Source organism: Bradyrhizobium sp. SZCCHNRI3052, assembly GCF_032484895.1.
Taxonomy (GTDB): domain Bacteria; phylum Pseudomonadota; class Alphaproteobacteria; order Rhizobiales; family Xanthobacteraceae; genus Bradyrhizobium.
On record NZ_JAUETW010000002.1, the window covers coordinates 860,978 to 882,624 of the forward strand.

The window sequence follows — 21,647 nt, forward strand, 5'->3', positions numbered from 1 at the left end:
GTGAGACCGCGCTGGATCACCCGGTTTCGAAGCTCGGGTCACTCGAGCCGCCGTCGAGCCTCGAGTGACCCGAGTTCGGCGGCTCTCGCGTACCAGGCGCGGGCCTTGGCCGGATCGGGCGCGACGCCAACGGCTTTCAGGCTGGACAAGATCGCGGGGTCATAGGTGCCGGCCAGCGTCAGTGATGCTTCGGCGTCCGCTTCCGCGACATGCGCCAGGATCAGGCGGGCACTCGCAACGTCGCCCGCGCCGATGAGATCGCGTCCGCGCTTCAGCATTTCGCTGATCTCGTTCTTGGTCAGCGCAGACGCGGCCGCCGGTGCAGGGCTCCTGGTCGCGATGGTCCGAGATGCTTTCGGCGGAATTGACTGCGGGGTCTCGCCTCCGCCCGGAGCCGGCTTGACGATCGGGACCGACGCCAAGATCGAATCGGCCCGTCCGATCGTGTGCGCCGCGGCGTCCAGCGATGCTTGGCCGTCATCGGATTTCGATTTCCCCGCTGTCCCGAAGTTTCGGGGAGACGATGAAGCGGTCGCTTCAGACTTCGTAACTGTTTCAATGTTCGGAGCCTGCATGATGCGCACCGCAAAGAACGCGAGGCACGCAAGCGCGGCCGCTGCGGCACCGAACCGGAAAACAGAATCGAATTCGAGCCGTTCGGGCGGAGGTGGAGGCATCACGACGGGATCGAGTGAAGGGATCTGCCAGGATCGGTCCGCTTCTGCTGGCGCCATTGGCATCGGCGCATCGTCAACCGCTGAAGTGGTTTGCCACCACGGCCGGGAGAGATCGGTGGCCGCATCCTCATCAGGCTCAGACGTCGCATGCGCGAGGCTGTTGGACAAAGCGGCAGGCTTTGCCGGGCGCCAACGTTCGCTCTGCGCATCACCCACGGTGATCCGCGATCCGCTACTCCGCAATAAGGAACTCATCCTCAACTACTCCTGCGGACACGCGCCATCGCGTCGCCCCGCAACACTCCCTGGACCGTTTGGCGCCTTTCTGCTCGGCGTCTCGGCTTCCAAACCGGCGGCGAGACCGATGACCGAATCTATGGCCATGCCAAGCGGTGAATCGGCGATCTGGCAGCCGTGAATTCCCATTTCCTCGTCAGCAGGACGGACAAAACGCGCGCTACTACTTGAGCACCGCTAAATTTCGACCATCTCTTTTTCTTATTTGTACAGGTTCCGCGGTTCTTTTGCCGAAATCATGGCGAACCTGTCCAGCCATTTAGTTGGTGCTGGTAAATGCCGTCGGCGCCGGGGCGCACGAGATAGTGCGGCGGCGTCTGGCCGAGAACGATCTGAAACCATGGCGCAGGAGCATGTGGCGTATACCCACAGATCGATGCGAATTAGTCGCGCGCGTAGAGGATGTGCTCGATCCGTGCGGCGAGTCGCATCAGCGTCAGCCGGTGATCTGCTTCGACGAAAGGCCTCGTCCAACTCATTGGCGAGGGCCGCTCAGATCGTGCGCGTGATGACTACGAGCACCAGCGCAACGGTACGGCCGATTTGTTCGTCCAGCGCCCGCGGATCAATGGATGCACGCGGCCGACACGGCACGCACTAATTACATCGTGCCTGCCCCCAAATACCGGCGAGGCAGCAAATAACAACGAGTCGTAATATCTGTATTGGGCGACGATGGCTGCTTCGTCATGAGCACCGTCATTCCGGGACAAGGCCGCAGGCCCTGAACCCGGAATGACGGTGATCACGAATGACGGTGAAAACGCGACTGCCGAGCTCCGTCGTGACGCAGTCGGATCAGCTCTTGCTACGCGCTCAATGGCCGCGACTGCCGCGCCGTCGGCCGTGCCGCGAGCTCGTCGGCGATCTCGCGGGCAGCGGCCAATGTGGTCATCGTCCGCTGCGCGAAACTCGGATTCTCCGCGGGGCAGTCGGCGCGGCAATGCGCACCGCGGCTCTCGCGCCGGCTCCAGGCCGCGGTGGCGATCAGCAGCGCGGCGCTCGCCATGTTGCGCAGCCTCGGGCTGCCGGCGTCGCGCTCCATCCTGGCAATCGCGGCGATGGCCTCGGCGAGCCGCTCCTCGTCGCGGATGACACCGAGCTGGCTCGTCATCATCTCGCGCAGCGACACCTTCGCTGCGCCCGCGCAGGATCCGGCCGGATCGGCGAATGCAACGTGCTGCAGGGTGGAGGACGCGGTCAACGTCCGGCCGGAGATGTCGTCGGCAATCCGCCGGGCGAACACCAGCGCCGCGAGCAGCGCGTTGCCGGCGATGTGGTTGGCGCCATCCGTTGCCGTCGCGGCGACTTCACCTGCCGCCCAGAGCCCCTCGATCGAGCTGCGGCCCTGCGCGTCGACCGCGATCCCGCCCATGTGGAAATGCGCCGCCGGCGCCACTGGAATCGGCTGGCGGGTCGGATCGAGCCCCGCGGCGACGCAGGCCCGGTGCAGCATCGGATAGCGCTCGGCGACGTCGTCATCGAGCACGTCGCGCGCATCGAGAAAAGCGCCGCGTCCAGCGATGATCTCGGCCATGACGCCGCGGGCCACCGTGTCGCGCGGCGCAAGATCGACCAGCGGATGGCGCGGCAGCATGAAACGCTGGCCGCGCCGGTTGATCAGGATCGCGCCGGCGCCGCGCAGACTCTCGCTCACAACCGGCGCCGGATCGTGACCGGTCATCATCGCGGTCGGATGAAACTGCACGAACTCCGGATCGGCAATCACCGCGCCAGCGCGGGCGGCGATGGCGAGGCCGATGCCGGTGGCGTGCGGCGGATTCGTGGTCGCCGCGAACAGCCGGCCGATGCCGCCGGTGGCCAGCACGATTGCCGGCGCCGCGATCAGCATCGGCGCGGCCGCGTCGTCATCGGTCGGCCGCAGTTGCAGGCCACGCACCGCGCCGTCTTCCGTCAGCAGCGCGTCGGCGACATGGCCCTCGATGATGCGGATCGAGGGCGTAGCGCGCACGGCTTGCGACAGCGCGGTGATGATCGCCTGTCCGGTGAAGTCCCCGCGAACGCTGAGAATCCGTCGCGCGGCGTGCGCAGCCGCACGAGACGTCGCCAGCCTGCCGCCGTGATCACGATCGAATGCCACGCCGAGACGGACCAGGTCCTCGATTGCAGCCGAGGCATCGCGCGCGAGCGCCAGCGCCGCCGTCGCGTCGACCAGGCCGCCACCCGCAGCGATCATGTCGGCGGCATGGGTATCGGGGCTGTCGCCGGATGACACCGCTGCGGCGATGTCGGCCTGCATCGTCGTGCCGAACGAGGCCTCACCCAATGAGGTCGCGGAGATCAACGTGACCGGCTGCGGGGCGAGCTTCAGCGCGCAGAACAGTCCGGCAACTCCGGCACCGACGATCACGACGTGGCCGGATGTCTCGATCTGATCGTGGTCCATGTGCTGTCCAAATTCCACATTCCGTGCGCATGTGTACCGCGGTACCTGTTAGTTCTTCTTCAGAGACTTCCTTCGCTGTTTATCGGTGTTTGGCGACAAATAGCGGCCGTTCTGAAGGTCGCTCCCGCACAGGATGAATCGTCGTTTGCGACTCGCGCATCAGGACGTTTTCGCGCGGGGACAAAGACGCATGAGCGAGTTCCGCTGCCGGAACTCGCTTCGGATGACACCTGCTCATGGCTGGCCGCCGCATCGAAATTTTTCATGACTGGGTTCCGCTTTTGAGCTTGGGAGTTCAATGCAAATGCATTAACCGGAGAGGCGCGGCGGACAGCGACCGCGGCAGGGGAGGACACTGATGTCGGTACAGGCAGGCGATCTCGGTACGGTGTCCCGCAATCAGGGCTGGCGCACACCGGTGGTCATCATCGTGTGCGGCTGCGCCATTGCGCTGCTGAGCTTCGGTCCGCGCTCCAGCCTCGGCTTCTTCGTGCAGCCGATGAGCCGTGAATTCGCCTGGGGACGCGACGTGTTCGCCCTCGCGGTGGCGGTGCAGAACCTGTTGTGGGGACTCGGTCAGCCGCTCGCCGGTGCGATCGCCGATCGTTTCGGCGTGATGCGCGTCATCTGTGTCGGCGCGCTGCTCTATGCCGGCGGCCTGCTGATGATGCGCTATTCCAGCTCGCCGCTGTCGCTGAACATCGGCGCCGGCGTGCTGGTCGGCTTCGGCCTGTCGGGCTGCTCGTTCAATCTCATCCTGTCGGCTTTCAGCAAGCTGCTGCCGCCGGAGCGCCGCGGCGTCGCGCTCGGCGCCGGCACCGCGGCCGGCTCGCTCGGCCAGTTCCTGTTCGCTCCGTTCGGCGTCGCGCTGATCGACCAGTTCGGCTGGCAGAGCGCGCTGATGGTGTTCGCAACGCTGATGCTGTTCATCGTGCCGTTGTCGCTCGCCGTGGCGACGCCGCCGGCAGCCGAGGCCAAGCCGTCGGAGGCCGAGCAGCAGTCGTTCACGACCGCGCTGATGGAGGCGTTCGGCCACCGCTCCTACGTGCTGCTGGTGCTCGGATTCTTCACCTGCGGCTTCCAGCTCGCTTTCATCACCGTGCACCTGCCGGCGTTCCTGGTCGATCGCGGCCTTTCGGCGCAGGTTGGCGGCTGGGTGATCGCGGCGATCGGCCTGTTCAACATCATCGGCTCGCTTAGTGTCGGCTGGCTGCAGAGCCGGCTGCCGAAGCGCTACATCCTGTCCTTCATCTATTTCACCCGTGCGCTGGCGACGCTCGCCTTCATCTCGTTCCCGGTCACGGCGGCTTCCGCGATCGCCTTCGGCGCGGTTTCCGGGCTCGCCTGGCTCTCCACGGTGCCGCCGACCTCGTCGCTGGTCGCGATCATGTTCGGCACCCGCTGGCTCGCCACGCTCTATGGCTTCGCCTTCGTCAGCCACCAGGTGGGCGGCTTCCTCGGCGTCTGGCTCGGTGGCCTCGTGTTCGAGCGCTACGGCTCGTACACGCCGATCTGGTGGCTGTCGATCGTGTTCGGCGTGTTGTCGGCGCTGATCAACCTGCCGATCGTCGAGAAGCCGGTGGCGCGCGCCGTTCCCGCGACGTGAGTTGCGCGGCCGATCCGATCGGCTAAACATGGCGCGAGACGAAGAAAGCGCAGGGAGTGCGGCTGTGGGAACGTTCAAGGCGATCCGGATCGACAAGGCGGACAAGGGAACGACCGCGACGCTGACGCAGTTCGATGAAGCCGAGCTGATGGACGGCGACGTCACCGTGAAGGTCGAGTGGTCGGCGCTGAATTACAAGGATGGGCTGGCGCTGACCGGCAAGGCGCCGGTGGTGCGCCGCTTCCCGATGATCGCCGGGATCGATTTCGCCGGCACGGTCGAGCAGTCCAGCCATCCCGACTGGAAGCCGGGAGATGCCGTGATCTGCACCGGCTGGGGCATGGGCGAGACCCATCTCGGCGCCTATGCCGAGAGGGCGCGGGTCAAGGGCGACTGGCTGGTCGGCCTGCCGCAGGGCCTGTCGGCCCGGGACGCGATGGCGATCGGCACCGCCGGCTTCACCGCGATGCTTGCGGTGCTCGCCCTGGAGAAGCACGGGCTGACGCCGGCGAGCGGGCCGGTGGTGGTGACGGGCGCGGCCGGCGGCGTCGGCTCGGTGGCGACGGCTGTGCTCGCCAAGCTCGGCTACCATGTGATCGCCTCGACCGGCCGCTTGGCCGAGGCTGACTATCTCAAGTCGCTCGGTGCCGCCGAGATCATCGACCGCAACGAGCTGTCCGGACCGGCCAAGCCGCTGGCGAAGGAGCGCTGGGCGGGCGGCATCGACAGCGTCGGCTCCAATACGCTCGCCAACCTGCTGGCGATGACCAAATATGGCGGCGCCATCGCCGCCTGCGGCCTCGCTGCGGGCATGGATTTGCCAACGTCGGTGGCGCCGTTCATTTTGCGCGGCGTGTGCCTCCTCGGAGTCGATTCGGTGATGTGCCCGCTGCCGGCGCGCAAGGCGGCTTGGCAGCGCCTCGCGACCGATCTGGATCGCGCAAAACTAGCTGAAATCACTCACGAAATCGCCTTGGACCAGGTGGCGTCGCTGGGGCCGCAGATCCTCGCCGGCCAGGTCCGCGGCCGTACGGTGGTAAGAATATCCTGAGGACGTTCAGACTTTTCAAACCATGCTGCTCCATTGTTGCCATGGTTGGTATGGTAAGCATGGGGTAAAGATACCGCCTTACCCGCTGCGTGGGGTTAAGTGGGAGTTTGATGCATGCTCGCGCGTATATTGCTGGGGACCGTGACTGCCGGTGCCGTGATTGCTCCTGCGATGGCGGGTTCGATGACAGCCGACGAGGCCCGCAAATTCGTCGCCGGAAAGGTGTTCGCCTTCACCTGCGTCGACGGCACCCGTGGCGCGGGCCGCATTCTCGACGACATGGGCGCGGCCGGTGCGGTGCAGTTCTCCGGCTCGGGGCCGGTGCGTCACATCCGCCTGCCGGGCAATACCCTGCAGATTCGCGGCCAGAATGTCTGCGCTGCCATCAAGGGCATGCCGTTCGAACCGTGCTTCAACCTCGACAAGAAGGACGATCGCAGCTTCCGCGGTTCGGTCTCCGGGCTCGGCGCCTTCGCCTATTGCGACTTCCAGCACCAGGGCGGAGCCACCATGCTGATGGCGCGCGCCGTGGCGCGGCCGCGCGCCGCACGCGCTGCTGGACCCGCGGCTGACGGCTCCCACACCGAAGTAGCGGCACGGGTCGAGACCCCGCGGGTGGAACGCAGCAAGGTGGACCCCTTGAAGGCAGATGCTGCGAAGGCCGCCAGGGCGGAAAGTTCCAAGACGGAGAACATGAAGGCCGAAAACGCGAAGACTGAAATTACCAAATCCGATAACGCGAAGTCGGATGCGGCGCCGGAGCTGCGTCGCTCGACCGATTAGTTGTTAGTTCACCGATCATTGAAAAACCGGTTCCCTATTATCATAGAGTAATATTTTAAGCTGACCGCACGTTAGTGGTCATTGCGCCGTAATCGTACGGAATCTCAAATTCATGCCTCGGTAGCGACTCGTGTGCAGTTTGCAACCAGGGGGGTGGCCCACGAGAAAGGGTCGTTATGTCGCTTTATTTCTTCCGGATCAGCCAGGGCCGCTATTCTGGCGCGGCTGATCAGCCGTATGAATTCGCCAACCGGGAAACCGCCTGGAACGAGCTGACGGCTGTCTGCTCCGACCTGATCGGCGGGATCTCGAGGTCGTTGCAGCAGGGGGCCGAGTGGCAGATGGAGCTGCTCGACGAAGCCAAGCAGCCGGTGTTCCGGATTCGCCTGGTGTCCGAAGCGGTCGGCTGAGGTCGAGCTGTCCGGGGTGATTGCGCCGCTGGCCGTCGGATTCGAGTCCGGTTTGCCGTGGCGGCAATCTTCTGCGCGCAGGCGCCTTTTGATGAAGTCTGCGTCCGCCTCGGGCACGTCAGTCGGGATTGATGGAGTTCGGCCTAGGCTCCGCGTCGTGCCCCGGCGCCGCCGATCTCCGTCACGCTTCTCGTGCTCAGTCGCTTGTGATGCTGCCGAACGTCGGTCCTGGCCCGGCCCACCTCATCTCCGGATTCATCCGCGCGGTGATCAGCGTCTTCCGGTGCTGCCGCCTGCCGGCGCAGGTTGTGGCGGCAATCGTCCTTTGCCCCGTGCGCGCTCCAAAGGTCTTGCTTCGACGCGATCCTTCAGCGGTATCGGGAGACCAGGTGTGGCGGTGGCCGGTTTCACGGTACCGTGTCATCCCTGCGCGCCATCATTTTATGGGCATTGTCAGTAATCTTACGGTTCCAGCATTAACCTCTGATAAGCCTGTTTCGCGCCCAATGAGGTCGGCAGAGACGATAGGCGGGTTCGGAATTTTCGGAGCCCTCTGATCCTCTGACCTCGACCGCGCAGCGCAGCGCAGACCTGGATGTTCGGGCCGTCTTTGGCGCTGGCAGGACGCGGCCGAACCACGCAGTCAGCTGGGGTCCTCCGTGTCAAAGATGTCCATCCGTACGAAGATCATATCGGTCATCGCCTTCATGCTCGTCACCATGTGCGGGCTCGGCGTGCTCGCCGTCACCAGCATGCAGTCGATCAATGCCAACACGGTCGACATCGCCACCAATTGGCTGCCGAGCGTGCGCGCGATCGGCGAGCTGCGCGCCGACATCAATCTGCTGCGCATCGCCTTGCGCGCGCATGTGATGTCGGAGACGGCCGAGGCCAAGCAGGGCGCGGAGAAGCGCGTCAACGGAATCCTTGAGACGATCAACAAGGACCGCAAGACCTACGAGCCGATGATCACCTCGGCCGAGGAACGGGCGATCTACAACAACTGGGTGCAGTCCTGGGAGAAGTACGTCGTCGCGGTCAAGCAGGTGATGGACGAATCCAACAAGAGCGTCGGAAAGATCCCGCGCGAAGCCACCGAAATGCTGGAAAAATCGGCCGCGGCGATCGCGCGCGACGCCGACAAGTATTTCATCCAGGACATCGAGTTCAACAACAAGGGTGCCGACAACGCGACGCGGCAGGCAGCCGAGAGCTTCACGCGTGCGATCTGGCTGGTGGTGTCGATCATTGTCGCGGCCGTCATTGCCGGCGTCGCCGTCGGTTTCTATCTCGTGCAGAACGTCTCGTCCGGCATTGCGTCGATCATCAAGCCGATGCAGGAGCTCGCCAAGGGCGATCTCGGCGCGGAGGTGACGCATCGCGGCGAGCCGACCGAGATCGGCGCCATGGCCGATACGCTGCAGGTGTTCAAGGAGGCGCTGATCGCCAAGAAGGAGGCCGACGAGCTTGCGGCACACGATGCCGAGGTCAAGATCGAACGCGGCCGGCGCGTCGACAATATCACCCGCCAGTTCGAGGCGACGATCGGCGAGATCGTGCAGACGGTGTCGTCGGCCTCGACCGAGCTCGAGCATTCCGCCGGCGCGCTGTCATCCACCGCGACGCGCTCGCAGGAGATCTCGACCGCGGTTGCGGCTGCTTCGGAGGAGGCTTCGACCAACGTACAGTCGGTCGCTTCCGCGACGGAGGAGCTATCGTCGTCGATCACCGAGATCAGCCGCCAGGTGCAGGAATCCGCCCGCATGGCCACCGAGGCCGTCGACCAGGCGCGCATGACCAATGATCGCGTGAGCGAGCTGAGCAAGGCGGCGGCGCGCATCGGCGACGTGGTCGAGCTGATCAACACGATCGCCGGCCAGACCAACCTGCTGGCGCTGAATGCGACCATCGAGGCGGCGCGCGCCGGCGAAGCCGGTCGCGGCTTCGCGGTCGTCGCCTCCGAGGTGAAGGCGCTGGCCGAGCAGACCGCCAAGGCGACCGACGAGATCGGCCAGCAGGTGTCCGGCATCCAGGCCGCGACGCAGGAATCGGTCGGCGCCATCCGGGCGATCTCCACGACCATCGAGCGGCTGTCGGAAATCTCGTCGGCGATCGCGGCGGCCGTGGAGGAGCAGGGCGCCGCCACGCAGGAGATCTCGCGCAACGTCCAGCAGGCATCGGAGGGCACGCAGCAGGTTTCCGTGAACGTCGTCGACGTGCAGCGCGGCGCGACCGAGACTGGTACGGCTTCCACGCACGTGCTGGCCGCGGCGCAGTCGCTGGCCTCGGACAGCGACCGGCTGAAGCGTGAGGTGGCGTCGTTCCTGGAGTCGGTGCGCGCAGCCTAATCCGACATGGCGCTATGCCGCCGGCTGAGCCGGCGGCGCCTGCTGCTGCCGTCGGAACAGCACCTTCTGGTACAGCCAGCCGATCGCGACCAGCACCAGGCCGAGCCCGATGAACGACAGGGCGCGCCACACGCCGGTCAGCGCCGACATGTCGATCAGGAAGGCCTTCAGGATCGTCAGCGCGATCACGATCGCGGATGCCAGACGCGCGCGCTGCGACTGCACGATGATTCCGATCCCGAGCAGCATCACGCCGAAGGCGAGCCAGGCGATCGAATAGGTGTACTGCTCGGCGGCGCTGGTCGGTCCTGCCGTCAGATCGGGGCCGTGATAGATGCGGCGGATCTCGAGGCTGACATAGGACAGCGCCAGGATCAGTGCGCCCGCGGCCAGCGTATTGCCATAGGCTGGCGGACGGCGGCCTGCGACCGCGTAGGACAACAGCAGCATCAGTACCGCCGGGAACGCATAGGCCAGGATCAGGATGTTGAGCAGGCCGCCCTTGATCGCGACGTCCGAGATCATCGGGTTTTCGAACAGCAGCAGGCCGAGCACGGTGGCGCCGCCGGCGAATCCGGTGAGGATCACGGCGCTGATGTTGTGCACGATGCTGCCGCTGCGCTCCCGCAGCCGCTCCAGCCCGATCGCCAGCGCCAGGGCCACGCAGACGTCGAGTCCCACTTCGGCGAGCGACGGCACCGCCAGCATGTCGCCGTCGTTGACGGCGTGGCGGATCTCCAGGAAGGCGAGCAGGGTCGTGAACAGGATCGCGGCGGCCTCCACCGCGCGCAGCGGCGCGTCGTCGCCATGGCGGCGCATCAGATAGCTCGCGCCCCAGAACGACGCCGCCGGCACGCCATAGCCCCACAGCAGCCAGTTGAAGATCGGCGTGGTGCCGACATCGGCGCCGACGATGCGCGGATCATGGCCGATGCGCAGCACCACGAGCCCGGCAAAGACGGCCGCGAGCGTGCGCAGGAACGGGATCGGCCGGCTCTCGAAGATCCAGGCGGTGCCGAGCGACATCAGCGCCAGCGCGATCGTCAGCCAGCCCTTCTCAAGCGCGAAGGTCAGGGCCAGCGCCAGCGCGGCCAGCGTGCCGGTCGCGAACAGCGCGATCGAGGCACTGAGGCCGGGACGTTCCTCGCGCCGCGTCAGCGCCTCGGTGGCGACGGCAAAGCCGGCGGCGAGCACGACGGCGAGGATCGCGAACGGGATCGAGCGGTCGAGATGGGCGATGCGCGTATAGAGCGCGACCAGCAGCGCCAGCGGCGTGAACACGCCGGCCGCCGACCACACCACCGGCACGACGGCGTTGTGCGCGCGCCCCTGCGCCAGGAAGCCGGCGCCGCCGAAGCCCAGCGCGAAGATCGCTGCCGTCACCAGATGCGACGTGACCGACGCGCCGAGCGGGTTCGGCCCCATCCCGGGCAGCGCGCCGCCGGGCAGCACCAGCAGGTCCGGATTGTCGCGCAGCGCCCATTCGGCGAACACGAGGAACACGGTCGCAGCGGCGGCGGCCACCGCGCCGACGGCGCTCGGCGCGCGCCAGGCGACCGCCAGCGTCGCCGCGACCAGCACCGTGAAGCCGATCAGCGCCAGGCCGTCATGGAAGCTCGCCAGCACGACTAGCATGGCGCCGAGCAGATAAACCGCCAGGCCGACGGATGAGATCGGCTCGACCTCGTCGTTCTCGGCGGCGGGTCCGAACATGAAGCCGCAGACCACGATCAGTGCGGCCAGCGCGAAACCAACCGCGACGTGGAAAACATGCGGCGCCACCGTCTCGACGCCCGCGTCGAGTCCGGGCAAGGTCCACAGGAACGACAGCCCGATCGTGGTCATCGCGAGCCAGCGCCACAGCCGCACGCGTGCCAGCGCGAACGCGGCGGCGGTGACGATGGCGAGGTAGATGTACAGCGCCCAGTAGTTCGGCTCGCCGGTCGACACCAGCACCGGCGTCGTGAACGCCGCGACGATGCCGAGCCCGGCGAGCGCCGGGCCATGCAGCAGCGCCGCCGCCAGCGTGCCCAGCGCGACCACGCCGAGCAGCACGAAGGCGATCGCGGGCGGCAGGAAGTCGTACAGCGCGTAGGCCGCATAGATGGTGGCGAAGGCGACCGCCGTGCCGGCCGCCGTGAGCATCGCCGGAATGTTGGCGATCGGCAGCGCCGCGATCTGCGAGATGCTCTCCTTGCGCCGTGTCCATTCGCCGGCCGCGAGCAGCGCGGCGGCGAACAGCGCGCCGAGCGCGACGCGCACCTCGGGGCCGACGAGGCCGGCCTCGATCGAGTAGCGCACCATGAAGAAGCCGCCGAGCGCCAGGGTCAGCCCGCCGATCCACACCACCCAGCGGGTGCCGATGCGCTCCTCGAAGCCGGCCGCGGGCTGCGGCACGGGTGGCGGCGACGCGAGCGGCGGCTGTTCGGCCGCTGCATCGCTCGCCATCGCCGCCGGCTGCAGGGCAGCCTCGGTCAGCTCCGGCAATGGGGGCGGCATTGGCGGGGCTTCAGCGGGCTCCTGAAGCGGGCTGAGCGGCGGCGCGACCACCGGCGCGGCCGCGATCGGGCGTGCCGCCTCGAGCTTGGCCAGCCGTGCCTGCACCTCGGCCAATCGGTCGGAGGTCCGGCGCGCGAAGGCGAGCGCCGCGAACGCCACCAGCAGGGCGATCCAATCCAGGGGCCAATCGAACATCACGCGGGAATCCTGAAATCGATGCCGCCGGGGGGCGTCACGGGTGGAGGGAAGCTGCGAGCCCTTGCGGACCCCGGCGAATCGGCCAACCGCTCCGGCGGGCCGCACGATGGCCGTCGTTCCCTCTGTGTCAAACCGTGGAACATAAGTTCAAAGCGCACCGGTACGCGGCTACGCAGCGTTGCAACTCAGTCCAGATCGATCCGGAACGGCGCGCTGTCGACCATCATGGCGCCGGGCCCGATCGCGTCCAGCGCGCGCACCATGCGCCCCTGGCGGCCCAGTGCCCTGTCGGCCAGGCTGACGATCAGCCGGTTCGGCGAGGCGATCGGCGAGGCCTGGCGGATCGCCCAGGCGATATCGAGCTCGTCGCGATTGGGGTTGAGCGCGCAGGCCGCGGCGAAGGCGCTCGCGGTGGAGCGGCTGATGCCGGCATAGCAGTGGATCACCAGTGGCGCCGCACGATCCCAGCCGCGCACGAACTGCAGCACCTGGGCGACGTGATCCTCGCTCGGCGCCATGAAGCCAGGAAGCTGCTCGGTGATGTCGTCGACCGAGACCCGCAGATGGTTCTCGGGGCGGATCGTCTCCGGTCGCCGCACCTGCTCGACATTGGCCATGATGGTCAGCACGTGGCTGGCGCCGGTCAGGCGCACGGTCTCGGGCAGGGCGGCGAGTGAGCAGACGTGGATCATGGCGAGCCTTTGAACGCCCGATTATACGAATGGGGGCACAAGGGCAAAAGCGCGTTTTGGATGTCTGCCGTCGGGCTGGCGCATGTGTGCGCCGACGGCCCTCAGCGCGTGTTCTTGAGCTGCCGCAACTCCTGGCGGACCAGATGGGCCTTGCCCTCGATCTCCGCGTTGAGCCGCTCGAGATGATCGAGCACCCGCTCACGGTTCTGGGGGGCGATCTCGACCGGTTTCTCGGACCAGGGACGGCGCACGAACAGGGCCACGATGGCGACGGCCAAGGCGGTCAGGAGCGGAAAGCTCAGGGCAACGAACTGGTGCGTGGTCATCGAAGACCTCCCAGGATCCACTGACCGAGCAAATGTATGAGCACTCCGGTGATAATGCAAACGACCCCCGACCCGTAGATCAGGCCCGCGGGGGTGCTGGGCGGCAGCACCCCATAGACGAACTGGGCAAGCGGCACGAACGTCCCGGCAGTGACGATGGCCGTCGCCAGCGTGTTGACCCAGTTGGCGGCCAGCTTCAGCCGTTCGTTGCGGCGCTCGTCCGGCGTCAGCGGCATCTCAGCACGCCCCCAGCACCGCGTTGAAGCGGGTCAGGAACTGCTTCTCGGCCTTGGCCGCGCTCCAGGGCGTCAGATAATCCGTCACGGTGGCGTCCGGCAGGCCGGGGTCGCGACCGAACAGCTTCTTCGCCTCGCTTTCCGAGAAGCCGGCCAGCCGGGTCGCCTCCAGAAAAGCGGCGCCGCGGTCGGCCGCCTTGATCTGGCGCTCGATCTCCGGAGCAATCTCCGCCGGCAGCCCGAAGCGGATGTGGATCGCCCCGAGCAGCCGCTTCTCGACTGATTTGTAGCCGTCGCCGAGCACCGCCTTGAACGGCGAGATCATGTCGCCGATGACGTATTCCGGTGCATCGTGCAGCAGCGCGGCGAGCCGCAGCTTCGCATCGATGTTGGGCTTGCGCGCGCGCATCACCGTCTCGACCAGCAGCGTGTGCTGCGCGACCGAGAAGATGTGCGCGCCGGTGGTCTGGCCATTCCAGCGCGCGACACGCGCGAGCCCGTGGGCGATGTCGGCGATCTCGACATCGAGCGGCGAGGGATCGATGAGGTTGAGCCGCCGGCCGGACAGCATGCGCTGCCAGACGCGGTCGTGCCCGCTCGGGGCCTTGTCAGTCGTCATTTGGGAGGCTTGAGGCGCGGGGCGCGGCGCTTGCCGCTGCAGGTCTCGTGGCAGAAGCAGGTGACGAGATGGTCGTTGACCATGCCGGTCGCCTGCATGAAGGCATAGACGATCGTGGGACCGACGAACTTGAAGCCGCGCGCGGCCAGCTCTTTCGAGATCTTGATCGACAGCGGCGTCGAGGCCGGCACGCTCGCGGTGGTCTTGAACTGATTGACCTTGGGCGCGCCGTCCATGAAGTCCCACAGCAGCTTGGAGAAGCCGGGACCCTTGTCCTGGATGTCGAGCCAGGATTTCGCGCTGAGAATCGTCCCTTCGATCTTGGCGCGGTTGCGCACGATGCCGGCATCGTTCATCAGCGCGTGGATCTTCTTGTCGCCGTAGCGCGCGATCTTCTCCGGCTGGAAATCATCGAAGGCGCGGCGGAAATTGTCACGCTTGCGCAGGATCGTGATCCACGACAGCCCGGCCTGGAAGCCGTCGAGGATCAGCTTCTCGAACAGCGCGCGGTCGTCATATTCCGGCACGCCCCACTCGGTGTCGTGATAGGCGACATAGAGCGGATCGCTGCCCGGCCAGGGGCAGCGCGTCAGGCCATCGGGATGGACGACAGCAGCGCGACCCATGAGACCGGCTCAGGCGACCGTCTGTTTCGGCGCGCCCTGCAGCGCGTCGGGATCAGCGATGCGCAGAACGAGGCCGCCGGCGGTGAGCGGCGTTCCCGCCTCCAACGCCTCGGCGGCGCGGTCGATGCGCAGCAGCGCCATGCCCTTCTGCGCGGCGGCCGAGCCCATGGTGCCGACCGACTTGTCGCCGGCCAGAATCGGCGTGCCCGGCTCGGGACTCGGCCCGTCGAGCAGCACCTTCGCCGCGCGCGTGCGCGTGGTGCCGCGATGATGCATGCGGCTCACGACCTCCTGGCCGACATAGCAGCCCTTGCCGACGTCGACGCCGTGCAGCCGGTCCATGTTGGTCTCGTGCGGGAAGGCGTCGCCATACATGAAGTCGAGCCCGCCGCGCGGCACGCTGCAGTCGATACGATGCGCCTCATAGGCGTCGGAATCGACGATCTCGGCGCCGAGCCGTGCGGCGATCTCCGCCAGCGCCTCCTGCGGCGCAATGACGCGCGCGCCGAGGCGCTCATGACGCGGATCGGCGAAGCTCGGCTCCGGCGTGGCGCCGATGGCGCCATCCCAGACCGCGATCACGCCGAGCTCTCCGGAGCGATTGCTGACCGCGACCTTGGCCCTGAGCTTGTAGAGGTTGAGCTTGTCGGTGAGCGCCTGCGCCAGCGCGCGCGGACAGTCGAGCAGGAAGCGCTCGCCGGCGTCCGTCGCCGGCACCTGCGCCACCAGGAAATCAACGATGATCTTGCCTTGCGGCGTCAGCAGCGCGCCGAACCGGGCATCGCCGGGCGTGAGCTTGGTGACGTCGGTGGTGAAGAGACCGTTGAGGAACTTGCGTGCATCGTCGCCGCTGACCTGGACCACGCCCCGGTCGTCGAGAAACGTCGCCTTCATCCGAAAAACCTCTTGCGACAGGCCGCACTGAAACGTAAGCCGCCCTGGCATAAACCACAAGGCTGAAACGCCGCCGCGCGGTGGCTTCATTCTAAAGATCGAGACTCGTGTGCCACCGGAGGCCAGCAAATGGGCAGGCGCGCAGCATGATCGATCTGTCTTGGGGCGGTCAGGAGAATGAAATCCTATGAGGGCTTCATGAGCGCGCGCTTCGACGTCATTCTGAAATCCGGCACCGTGGTCAATCAGGACGGCGAGGGCGTCCGCGACATCGGCATGTCGGGCGGACGCATTGTCGAGATCGGCGATCTCGGCACCGCCTCGGCCGCCGAGATCATCGACTGCAAGGGCCTGCACGTGCTGCCCGGCGTGATCGACACCCAGGTGCATTTTCGCGAGCCTGGTCTCACTCACAAGGAGGACCTCGAAACCGGCTCGCGCAGCGCCGTGATGGGCGGCGTCACCGCCGTGTTCGAGATGCCCAACACCAATCCGCTGACGGTGACCGAGGAGGCGTTCGCCGCCAAGGTCGCTGCCGGCCGCCATCGCATGCATTGCGACTTCGCCTTCTTCATCGGCGGCACCCGCGAGAACGTCGAGCAGCTCCCGGTGCTGGAGCGCGCCGAGGGCTGCGCCGGCGTCAAGGTGTTCGTCGGCTCCTCCACCGGCTCGCTGCTGGTCGAGGACGACGACAGCCTGCGCCGCATCTTCCAGGTGATCCGCCGCCGTGCCGCGTTCCACGCCGAGGACGAGTACCGCCTCAACGAGCGCAAGGACCTGCGCGTCGAGAACGATCCGCGCTCACACCCGGTGTGGCGCGACGAGGAGGCGGCGTTGCGCGCCACGCAACGTCTCGTCACCCTCGCGCACGAGACCGGCAAGCGCATCCACGTGCTGCACATCTCCACCAAGGAGGAGATCGTGTATCTGCGCGACCACAAGGACGTCGCCACCGTCGAGGCGACGCCGCATCATCTCACCTTGGCGGCGCCGGAGTGCTACGAGCGGCTCGGCACCTACGCGCAGATGAATCCGCCGGTGCGATCAGCCGATCATCGCGACGTCATCTGGTGGGGCGTCCACCAGGGCATCGTCGACATCTTAGGCTCCGACCACGCGCCGCACACCGCGGAGGAAAAGTCCAAGACCTATCCGGCCTCGCCCTCCGGCATGACCGGCGTGCAGACGCTGGTGCCGATCATGCTCGACCACGTCAATGCCGGCCGGCTGTCGCTGCAACGTTTCGTCGACCTCACCAGCGCCGGCCCCGCCCGCATCTACAACATCGCCCGCAAGGGCCGCATCGCCGCCGGCTACGACGCCGACCTCACCATCGTGGACCTCAAGCGCAGCGAGACCATCACCAACGAATGGGTCGCCTCGAAAGCCGGCTGGACGCCCTATGATGGCCTGCGCGTCACCGGCTGGCCGGTCGGCACGTTCGTCCGCGGCCAGCGCGTGATGTGGCAGGGCGAGCTGCTGACGCCGGCGACCGGCGAGCCGGTGCGGTTCATGGAGACGCTGCGGCCGTAACGGCGCTGCGCGTTGGTTTGCTCCGTCATTGCGAGCGCAGCGACGCAATCCAGAGTCCTTAGCGCGTCCCTGGATTGCTTCGTCGCTCTGCTCCTCGCAATGACGCGGAGCGGGCATCACACCTCGCCGTCGTTCACGCGAACAGCTTGTCGATGTCGTCCTGGGAAATCGCCACGCCCGGCCGCTTCGGGCCCTCCATCAAGTCCGGGGCGCTTGGGGCAGCAAGCTCGGTGGCCAGCCGCGCCAGCTCCTCTTTTCCCCAGATGCGGACGAGCTTGTTGATGTGGTCCTCCATGAACTGCAGCGACTTGACCACGCGCGTGATCCGCTGCCCTGTGAGGTCCTGAAACGCGCACGCCTCGAACACCTTGTTTGTGCTGTCGACGATCTCGTCGCAGACCACTGCGGCAGTCGGGTCTTTGACTTTCTGCAACTTCGCGACGCTGGCGCCGATCGCCTCCATGCTTTCGAGGATCGCGTTCCCGGCCGTCTCCGTATTCTCGACGATCGCGTCGAGGGTGTCGGTCATCGTCGCGAAACTGCCCTTGCCGTCGCCTTGAAGAGCGGCGAGTTCGCGCCGCATGCTGCTGATCTGGCCGAACATCTCGACCAGGTACGTCTTCAGCAATCTCTCTTCTTCCGGCGCAATCATCAGAAATCCCCGAATTTTCCTTAACGTTTCCTTACCAATTCTTCACGCGGCAGTTGCAAACCCCGGCCTGCTCTTCTGTGAAGGCATTTCGGATTTCGCTTCGGCGGTGACCGGCTCGCGACGCGGCTATCGAGATTTCACGTCAGCTCGAAACGGTACTGTGGTCAGGTAGGTGAAGATCAGCGACCTATTTTTGCCCGTTTTCGTTAAGGGCGCATGTTCATTCACGTCAAAGCCTTCAAATTGCTTCGTGAAGAGTTTCCGAGCCGACGTGGCTGCCGGGGGAGGCCATTGGGCAGTGCTCGGTCTGCTGTCGGTTTCCGCGACGCGCGGACAGCGCTTGGAGCCTGGATGAGCGCGCGGGCGTCACGACAGGAGGCAGGCGGCGCGCGGCCGGCCAAAATGAATGCGAATGTCCGCTGCCAGGGACGACGCGGACGTGGGGGAGAAATTCCGGTACGCCGCCTCTTGACCCAGAGCTCTCTACCTGACCGCAATCGTCGATCGACTTGCGTTTTGCCGAGCAACATTCTTGCCGGCACCCGATGGTTCCGCTCTCGGGGACGACCTGACCTCTGCAATCCCGGGAATCGATAGGCCCGCCTGTGACCCCGATCATCGTTCGGTTCACGGCCAGGCGCGCGGCATCGGCGCGGCGCTGACGAAGCCGGATATTTCGACTATCCTGCCATGTGGACCATCAAGGCGGGGCAGGATGGGTCCAGGAGGGGACATCGATGAGCACAGTAAGAAGCGCGCTGGCGCAGAAGAGTGGCGCCGTGATCCATGTTCGTTCCGACGACATGGTCGTCGAAGCCTTGCGCCAGATGCGCGACAACCGGGTCCGGTCGGTGCTCGTCATCGACGACGGCGCGCTGGTCGGCATCGTGACGCAGGGGGACTGCGCCATCAAAGTGTTGCTGCCCGGGCTCGACGCCAAGCAGACGCCGGTGGGCCAGGTGATGACGGGCAACCCGGTGACGGTCAAGCCGGACCACCGGCTGGACAGTTGCATGGCCATGATGTCTCAGCGTGGTTTTCGCCATCTGCCGGTGCTGGACGCGGGCAAGGTCGTGGGCGTGATCTCGATCGGAGACGTCGTCAAGAACATCATCCGGGATCTGGAGCACAACGTCGACGACCTGATGGGCTACATCATGAAGGACGGCCCCGGGGGCTGACGGACGAACGTGGTGCCGTCGCCCTCCGCCTATGTCTGCTTTTGTGAAGGGTTTCGGATGCCGGCCGCATGATTGATGGCGCGGCATATTCGGGCGGCCGGCGTCCGAAAGCCTCCAAGGGAGGAAACCGCGCTTGGTGGGCAGGACTGGTGCGGCAGGCTCTATGGGGATTTGATGGACGGCAGGTGTGGCAGCACGTCTGCGAGGCTACCGCTACGCAGTACCAGAGCGGCATCGACTTCCATTTCGACTGGGGCGTATCGCAATTCTTGTCGAAGCAGGTCTTTGTCGGCTTCGTCGGCTACGCCTACCAGCAGACTACCGATGATTTCAGTCAGCCCGCCGTGCTCGGCGGTTTCCGTTCGCGCGTGCTCGGCTAAACAAAAGCGGCCCACTCCGGTTGGAAGTGGGCCTTTGTCTATCGGCGAAAAAGGAAGTCCTATTGAACCGTCGCGTTCATGGTGATCACCGACGTTCCGGAGGCAGTCGGTCCCTTGCCAGCTGCCGTCACGGCGAAGCTGTCGGGGCCCTTGTAGCCTGCTTTCGCCGTGTACTGGAATGTCGAAATATTTAGCTTCTTCAGGGTGCCGTGAGCCGGCTTCTGTGAAATGCTCGAGCTTTTCATCACGCCCGCTATCCGAATTGGAAACAGGCAGCTTCCACCAGAAGCGACGTTGAAGTAGCCGGTCGAATTGATACCCCAGTCCGATAAGCTTCCGGAAGCTGGACACTCCGAAGCTGCGCGTGCTGGCGAGAGTGACGCCGAGATGGGCGCGGCGGCAACGAGGGCTAAAAGAACTGCTGTCGAACATCGCATGAAAGCCTCCCTTGTTTTTGAGTAACAATAGGATCGCGCTCCCAGCGTTTCCAATATTGACCAGGATCAACATACACCGCCCACTTGGCTGAAATGCGTGCCAAGGTGTGACCCTTGGCGAAAATTCGCAACTCCTGTGGCACCCAAGACTGCTCAGACAGCTAGATGTCTGCTCCAAAGCGGTCATTAGACCGAGACTTGATTCCTCGTCGGAGCCGTCGGTGTATTTGAGCTACGCAGAGTCTCACAAGTATGCGAGGTACGAACTTATCCAGACGAGAATCGACGTGATCATTCCGATTGGGCCGGCGTTTGCGGCGATGGCCCATGCGCTGCCGGGCATCCCGAGGCGCAGCCGCGTCTTGTCAAAATTATCCGGCAACGAGATCGTCGCCGGGTAGCCCTGAGCGCCACCGATCGAACCGACGCGTGCTAATTGGCCGGAAACGGCGATCTGGCCCTGACCGATGCCGCGAGGGATTTCGAGTATTCGCGCCCCGAATATCTCGCCGGGATTATCGTCGAAGACCAGCTTTACGGTTGCTCCGGGCTTCACTGTTTGGAAGGCGTTCGGCTTGAACGTCGCGAGAATGGTGATGTCGTTGGTGAGGATGAATGACATCTCGGAACGCGTCTGCAATGCCCGAGCGCCAACCGCCAGTGCCAGGCTGCTGACGTAGCCGTCGCCCGTTGCCCGAATGGTGGTCTGATCCAGCTCCCACCGGGCGTTTTCGAGCTGAGCCTGGAGTTGTGCAACGTTGGTATTCTCGCCTCCGATCTCGGATTCCATTGCGAGCCGGGCGTTCTCTACTGCGGCTTCCGCTGCGAGCAATTGGTATTGCACGGTGTCGTACTGCACCTGCGTGTCCTGCAGACGAAACTCAGCCTGAGAGCCGGTTGCGACGAGCTTCCGAATGTCGGCCAACCTTTGGGTCTGGTAGACGAGCTGTTGCTTCAAGGCATCGGCGTTCGCCTTGGCTTGATCATAGCTGGCCTTGAGTTGTTTGACTTGCTGCTGCGCCTGAGCGAGCGAGGCCTCCAATTGGCTGACCTTGTATTTGTAAGGTGCCGGATCGATCTGGAACAAGATGGCGCCGGCCTTCACCGGGGCGTTGACTTGGACGGGGATGCTTACGACCTGGCCCGAGACGTTGGGTGTGACCTCGACCACCCTAGAGATCACGACAAAGCGGCCGGCGGGCGTGAGCGAGTTGAACAGGCCAAGGAAGACCATCAAGATGAAAGCGCCGATGACAACGGTGATGGTGCCGGCCCCCCATCCCCATTTCACAAGCTTCAGCTTCGAGAACAGGAGCCAGACCATGACGATGTAGAGTACCATCACGAGGACCATGGCGCTTCGCTCCTTCGTATGCCGCGAGACAGCCGAAAATTGAGCCGGCCGCATTACGGCGGTTTGCCAAGGACGATTCGGCTTCTCGCAAACGGCATCTGCAACATTCTCATCCAAATTATTCTGAGTTGGCCTGTTGATCTGGATCAACGCGAAGATCGATTCTAATGAAACTATTCGTCTTTGGCGGAGGAGGCGAAAATGAAGCTCTCAATCGCAATAGCGACTACGCTGCTGATAACCGGGTTCGTAGCCGCGAGCACTGAGAAAGCCAGCGCTGTGGTGTACTGCACATACGTTGGCTATCCAGCCAATTGCGTCGTACGGCCGGGCGTAGTTCTGAGGCCGCGACCCGTTGCACGACAGGCGGTGGTGGGTGCTGGGACGGTAAATCGCGGTGGCCCGGTCAATCGCGCTGGCAGACGTTGATTGGTCATTCTG

Annotated in this window: 19 protein-coding genes and 1 pseudogene; 8 read left to right on the top strand and 12 right to left on the bottom strand. The window is 65.3% G+C overall.

Annotated features, from left to right (window positions below):
• Positions 1 to 38 precede the first annotated feature (38 nt).
• Both QW887_RS09120 and QW887_RS09130 read right to left on the bottom strand, forming a co-directional pair.
• Positions 39 to 932 (bottom strand): hypothetical protein, encoded by an 894-nt coding sequence (locus QW887_RS09120; RefSeq protein WP_316175988.1) that lies wholly within the window; start codon positions 930 to 932, stop codon positions 39 to 41.
• A gap of 850 nt (positions 933 to 1,782) precedes the next feature.
• On the bottom strand, positions 1,783 to 3,381 hold the full coding sequence (locus QW887_RS09130; protein WP_316175989.1) for an L-aspartate oxidase: 1,599 nt from the start codon (positions 3,379 to 3,381) through the stop codon (positions 1,783 to 1,785).
• Positions 3,382 to 3,739: 358 nt separating this feature from the next.
• On the opposite strand from QW887_RS09130, the gene QW887_RS09135 reads away from it, so the two are divergent.
• The 5 genes from QW887_RS09135 (at position 3,740) to QW887_RS09155 (ending at position 9,579) form a co-directional block, all read left to right on the top strand.
• Positions 3,740 to 4,987 carry an MFS transporter gene (locus tag QW887_RS09135; RefSeq protein WP_315717227.1) on the top strand — a complete coding sequence of 416 codons (1,248 nt, stop codon included), beginning with the start codon at positions 3,740 to 3,742 and terminating at the stop codon, positions 4,985 to 4,987.
• A gap of 64 nt (positions 4,988 to 5,051) precedes the next feature.
• On the top strand, positions 5,052 to 6,038 hold the full coding sequence (locus QW887_RS09140; protein WP_315717226.1) for an MDR family oxidoreductase: 987 nt from the start codon (positions 5,052 to 5,054) through the stop codon (positions 6,036 to 6,038).
• A gap of 114 nt (positions 6,039 to 6,152) precedes the next feature.
• Positions 6,153 to 6,821 carry a hypothetical protein gene (locus tag QW887_RS09145; protein WP_315717225.1) on the top strand — a complete coding sequence of 223 codons (669 nt, stop codon included), beginning with the start codon at positions 6,153 to 6,155 and terminating at the stop codon, positions 6,819 to 6,821.
• Positions 6,822 to 6,997: 176 nt separating this feature from the next.
• Entirely contained in the window at positions 6,998 to 7,231 is a 234-nt protein-coding gene (locus QW887_RS09150; RefSeq protein WP_315717224.1) for a DUF6894 family protein, read from the top strand.
• A gap of 659 nt (positions 7,232 to 7,890) precedes the next feature.
• Positions 7,891 to 9,579 carry a methyl-accepting chemotaxis protein gene (locus QW887_RS09155; RefSeq protein WP_315717223.1) on the top strand — a complete coding sequence of 563 codons (1,689 nt, stop codon included), beginning with the start codon at positions 7,891 to 7,893 and terminating at the stop codon, positions 9,577 to 9,579.
• Positions 9,580 to 9,591: 12 nt separating this feature from the next.
• On the opposite strand, the gene QW887_RS09160 is transcribed toward QW887_RS09155, so the two are convergent.
• The 7 genes from QW887_RS09160 to QW887_RS09190 form a co-directional block, all read right to left on the bottom strand.
• Positions 9,592 to 12,273, bottom strand: a complete 2,682-nt coding sequence (locus tag QW887_RS09160) for a DUF2339 domain-containing protein (protein ID WP_316194390.1) — start codon at positions 12,271 to 12,273, stop codon at positions 9,592 to 9,594.
• Between the two features lie 188 nt (positions 12,274 to 12,461).
• A complete protein-coding gene (locus QW887_RS09165; RefSeq protein WP_315754022.1) occupies positions 12,462 to 12,968 on the bottom strand; it encodes a protein tyrosine phosphatase in 507 nt (168 codons plus the stop codon).
• Between the two features lie 101 nt (positions 12,969 to 13,069).
• Complete coding sequence (locus QW887_RS09170) at positions 13,070 to 13,294, bottom strand: hypothetical protein (protein WP_315717220.1); 225 nt, start codon at positions 13,292 to 13,294, stop codon at positions 13,070 to 13,072.
• Positions 13,291 to 13,530 carry a hypothetical protein gene (locus QW887_RS09175; protein ID WP_315717219.1) on the bottom strand — a complete coding sequence of 80 codons (240 nt, stop codon included), beginning with the start codon at positions 13,528 to 13,530 and terminating at the stop codon, positions 13,291 to 13,293. Before QW887_RS09175 ends, QW887_RS09170 begins: the two co-directional genes overlap by 4 nt.
• 1 nt (position 13,531) lies before the next feature.
• A complete protein-coding gene (locus QW887_RS09180) occupies positions 13,532 to 14,149 on the bottom strand; it encodes an HD family hydrolase (protein ID WP_315717218.1) in 618 nt (205 codons plus the stop codon).
• A complete protein-coding gene (locus QW887_RS09185; protein ID WP_316172769.1) occupies positions 14,146 to 14,775 on the bottom strand; it encodes a DNA-3-methyladenine glycosylase I in 630 nt (209 codons plus the stop codon). The genes QW887_RS09180 and QW887_RS09185 overlap by 4 nt, the downstream gene beginning before the upstream one ends.
• Before the next feature lie 9 nt (positions 14,776 to 14,784).
• Positions 14,785 to 15,669 (bottom strand): folate-binding protein, encoded by an 885-nt coding sequence (locus QW887_RS09190; protein ID WP_316175990.1) that lies wholly within the window; start codon positions 15,667 to 15,669, stop codon positions 14,785 to 14,787.
• A gap of 198 nt (positions 15,670 to 15,867) precedes the next feature.
• Here QW887_RS09190 and QW887_RS09195 point away from each other — a divergent pair, with 198 nt between their 5' ends.
• On the top strand, positions 15,868 to 17,202 hold the full coding sequence (locus QW887_RS09195; RefSeq protein WP_316175998.1) for a dihydroorotase: 1,335 nt from the start codon (positions 15,868 to 15,870) through the stop codon (positions 17,200 to 17,202).
• Between the two features lie 133 nt (positions 17,203 to 17,335).
• On the opposite strand, the gene QW887_RS09200 is transcribed toward QW887_RS09195, so the two are convergent.
• Positions 17,336 to 17,854, bottom strand: coding sequence for a protein phosphatase CheZ (locus QW887_RS09200; RefSeq protein WP_315717215.1), 519 nt, complete (start codon positions 17,852 to 17,854; stop codon positions 17,336 to 17,338).
• A gap of 737 nt (positions 17,855 to 18,591) precedes the next feature.
• Here QW887_RS09200 and QW887_RS09205 point away from each other — a divergent pair.
• Positions 18,592 to 19,035: a CBS domain-containing protein gene (locus QW887_RS09205; RefSeq protein WP_316159425.1), complete on the top strand. Its 444-nt coding sequence runs from the start codon at positions 18,592 to 18,594 to the stop codon at positions 19,033 to 19,035.
• A gap of 215 nt (positions 19,036 to 19,250) precedes the next feature.
• Positions 19,251 to 19,412, top strand: a pseudogene (locus QW887_RS09210) (transporter); the annotation flags it as partial.
• Between the two features lie 62 nt (positions 19,413 to 19,474).
• Here the strand turns inward: QW887_RS09210 and QW887_RS09215 are convergent.
• Both QW887_RS09215 and QW887_RS09220 read right to left on the bottom strand, forming a co-directional pair.
• Positions 19,475 to 19,660, bottom strand: coding sequence for an Ig-like domain-containing protein (locus QW887_RS09215; RefSeq protein ID WP_316175991.1), 186 nt, complete (start codon positions 19,658 to 19,660; stop codon positions 19,475 to 19,477).
• A 436-nt stretch (positions 19,661 to 20,096) separates the two neighbouring features.
• The gene (locus QW887_RS09220; protein WP_315754037.1) at positions 20,097 to 21,356 is read right to left on the bottom strand and encodes an HlyD family secretion protein; all 1,260 of its coding nucleotides are present in this window, start codon (positions 21,354 to 21,356) and stop codon (positions 20,097 to 20,099) included.
• Between the last annotated feature and the right edge of the window lie 291 nt (positions 21,357 to 21,647).

Coding starts and splice junctions, on each gene's coding strand:
- QW887_RS09150 (WP_315717224.1), top strand. CDS start 6,998: ATGTCGCTTTATTTCTTCCGGATCAGCCAGGGCCGCTATTCTGGCGCG.
- QW887_RS09175 (WP_315717219.1), bottom strand. CDS start 13,530: ATGCCGCTGACGCCGGACGAGCGCCGCAACGAACGGCTGAAGCTGGCC.
- QW887_RS09170 (WP_315717220.1), bottom strand. CDS start 13,294: ATGACCACGCACCAGTTCGTTGCCCTGAGCTTTCCGCTCCTGACCGCC.
- QW887_RS09205 (WP_316159425.1), top strand. CDS start 18,592: ATGAGCACAGTAAGAAGCGCGCTGGCGCAGAAGAGTGGCGCCGTGATC.
- QW887_RS09190 (WP_316175990.1), bottom strand. CDS start 15,669: ATGAAGGCGACGTTTCTCGACGACCGGGGCGTGGTCCAGGTCAGCGGC.
- QW887_RS09195 (WP_316175998.1), top strand. CDS start 15,868: ATGAGCGCGCGCTTCGACGTCATTCTGAAATCCGGCACCGTGGTCAAT.
- QW887_RS09165 (WP_315754022.1), bottom strand. CDS start 12,968: ATGATCCACGTCTGCTCACTCGCCGCCCTGCCCGAGACCGTGCGCCTG.
- QW887_RS09135 (WP_315717227.1), top strand. CDS start 3,740: ATGTCGGTACAGGCAGGCGATCTCGGTACGGTGTCCCGCAATCAGGGC.
- QW887_RS09215 (WP_316175991.1), bottom strand. CDS start 19,660: ATGAAAAGCTCGAGCATTTCACAGAAGCCGGCTCACGGCACCCTGAAG.
- QW887_RS09185 (WP_316172769.1), bottom strand. CDS start 14,775: ATGGGTCGCGCTGCTGTCGTCCATCCCGATGGCCTGACGCGCTGCCCC.
- QW887_RS09120 (WP_316175988.1), bottom strand. CDS start 932: ATGAGTTCCTTATTGCGGAGTAGCGGATCGCGGATCACCGTGGGTGAT.
- QW887_RS09160 (WP_316194390.1), bottom strand. CDS start 12,273: ATGTTCGATTGGCCCCTGGATTGGATCGCCCTGCTGGTGGCGTTCGCG.
- QW887_RS09200 (WP_315717215.1), bottom strand. CDS start 17,854: ATGATTGCGCCGGAAGAAGAGAGATTGCTGAAGACGTACCTGGTCGAG.
- QW887_RS09130 (WP_316175989.1), bottom strand. CDS start 3,381: ATGGACCACGATCAGATCGAGACATCCGGCCACGTCGTGATCGTCGGT.
- QW887_RS09145 (WP_315717225.1), top strand. CDS start 6,153: ATGCTCGCGCGTATATTGCTGGGGACCGTGACTGCCGGTGCCGTGATT.
- QW887_RS09180 (WP_315717218.1), bottom strand. CDS start 14,149: ATGACGACTGACAAGGCCCCGAGCGGGCACGACCGCGTCTGGCAGCGC.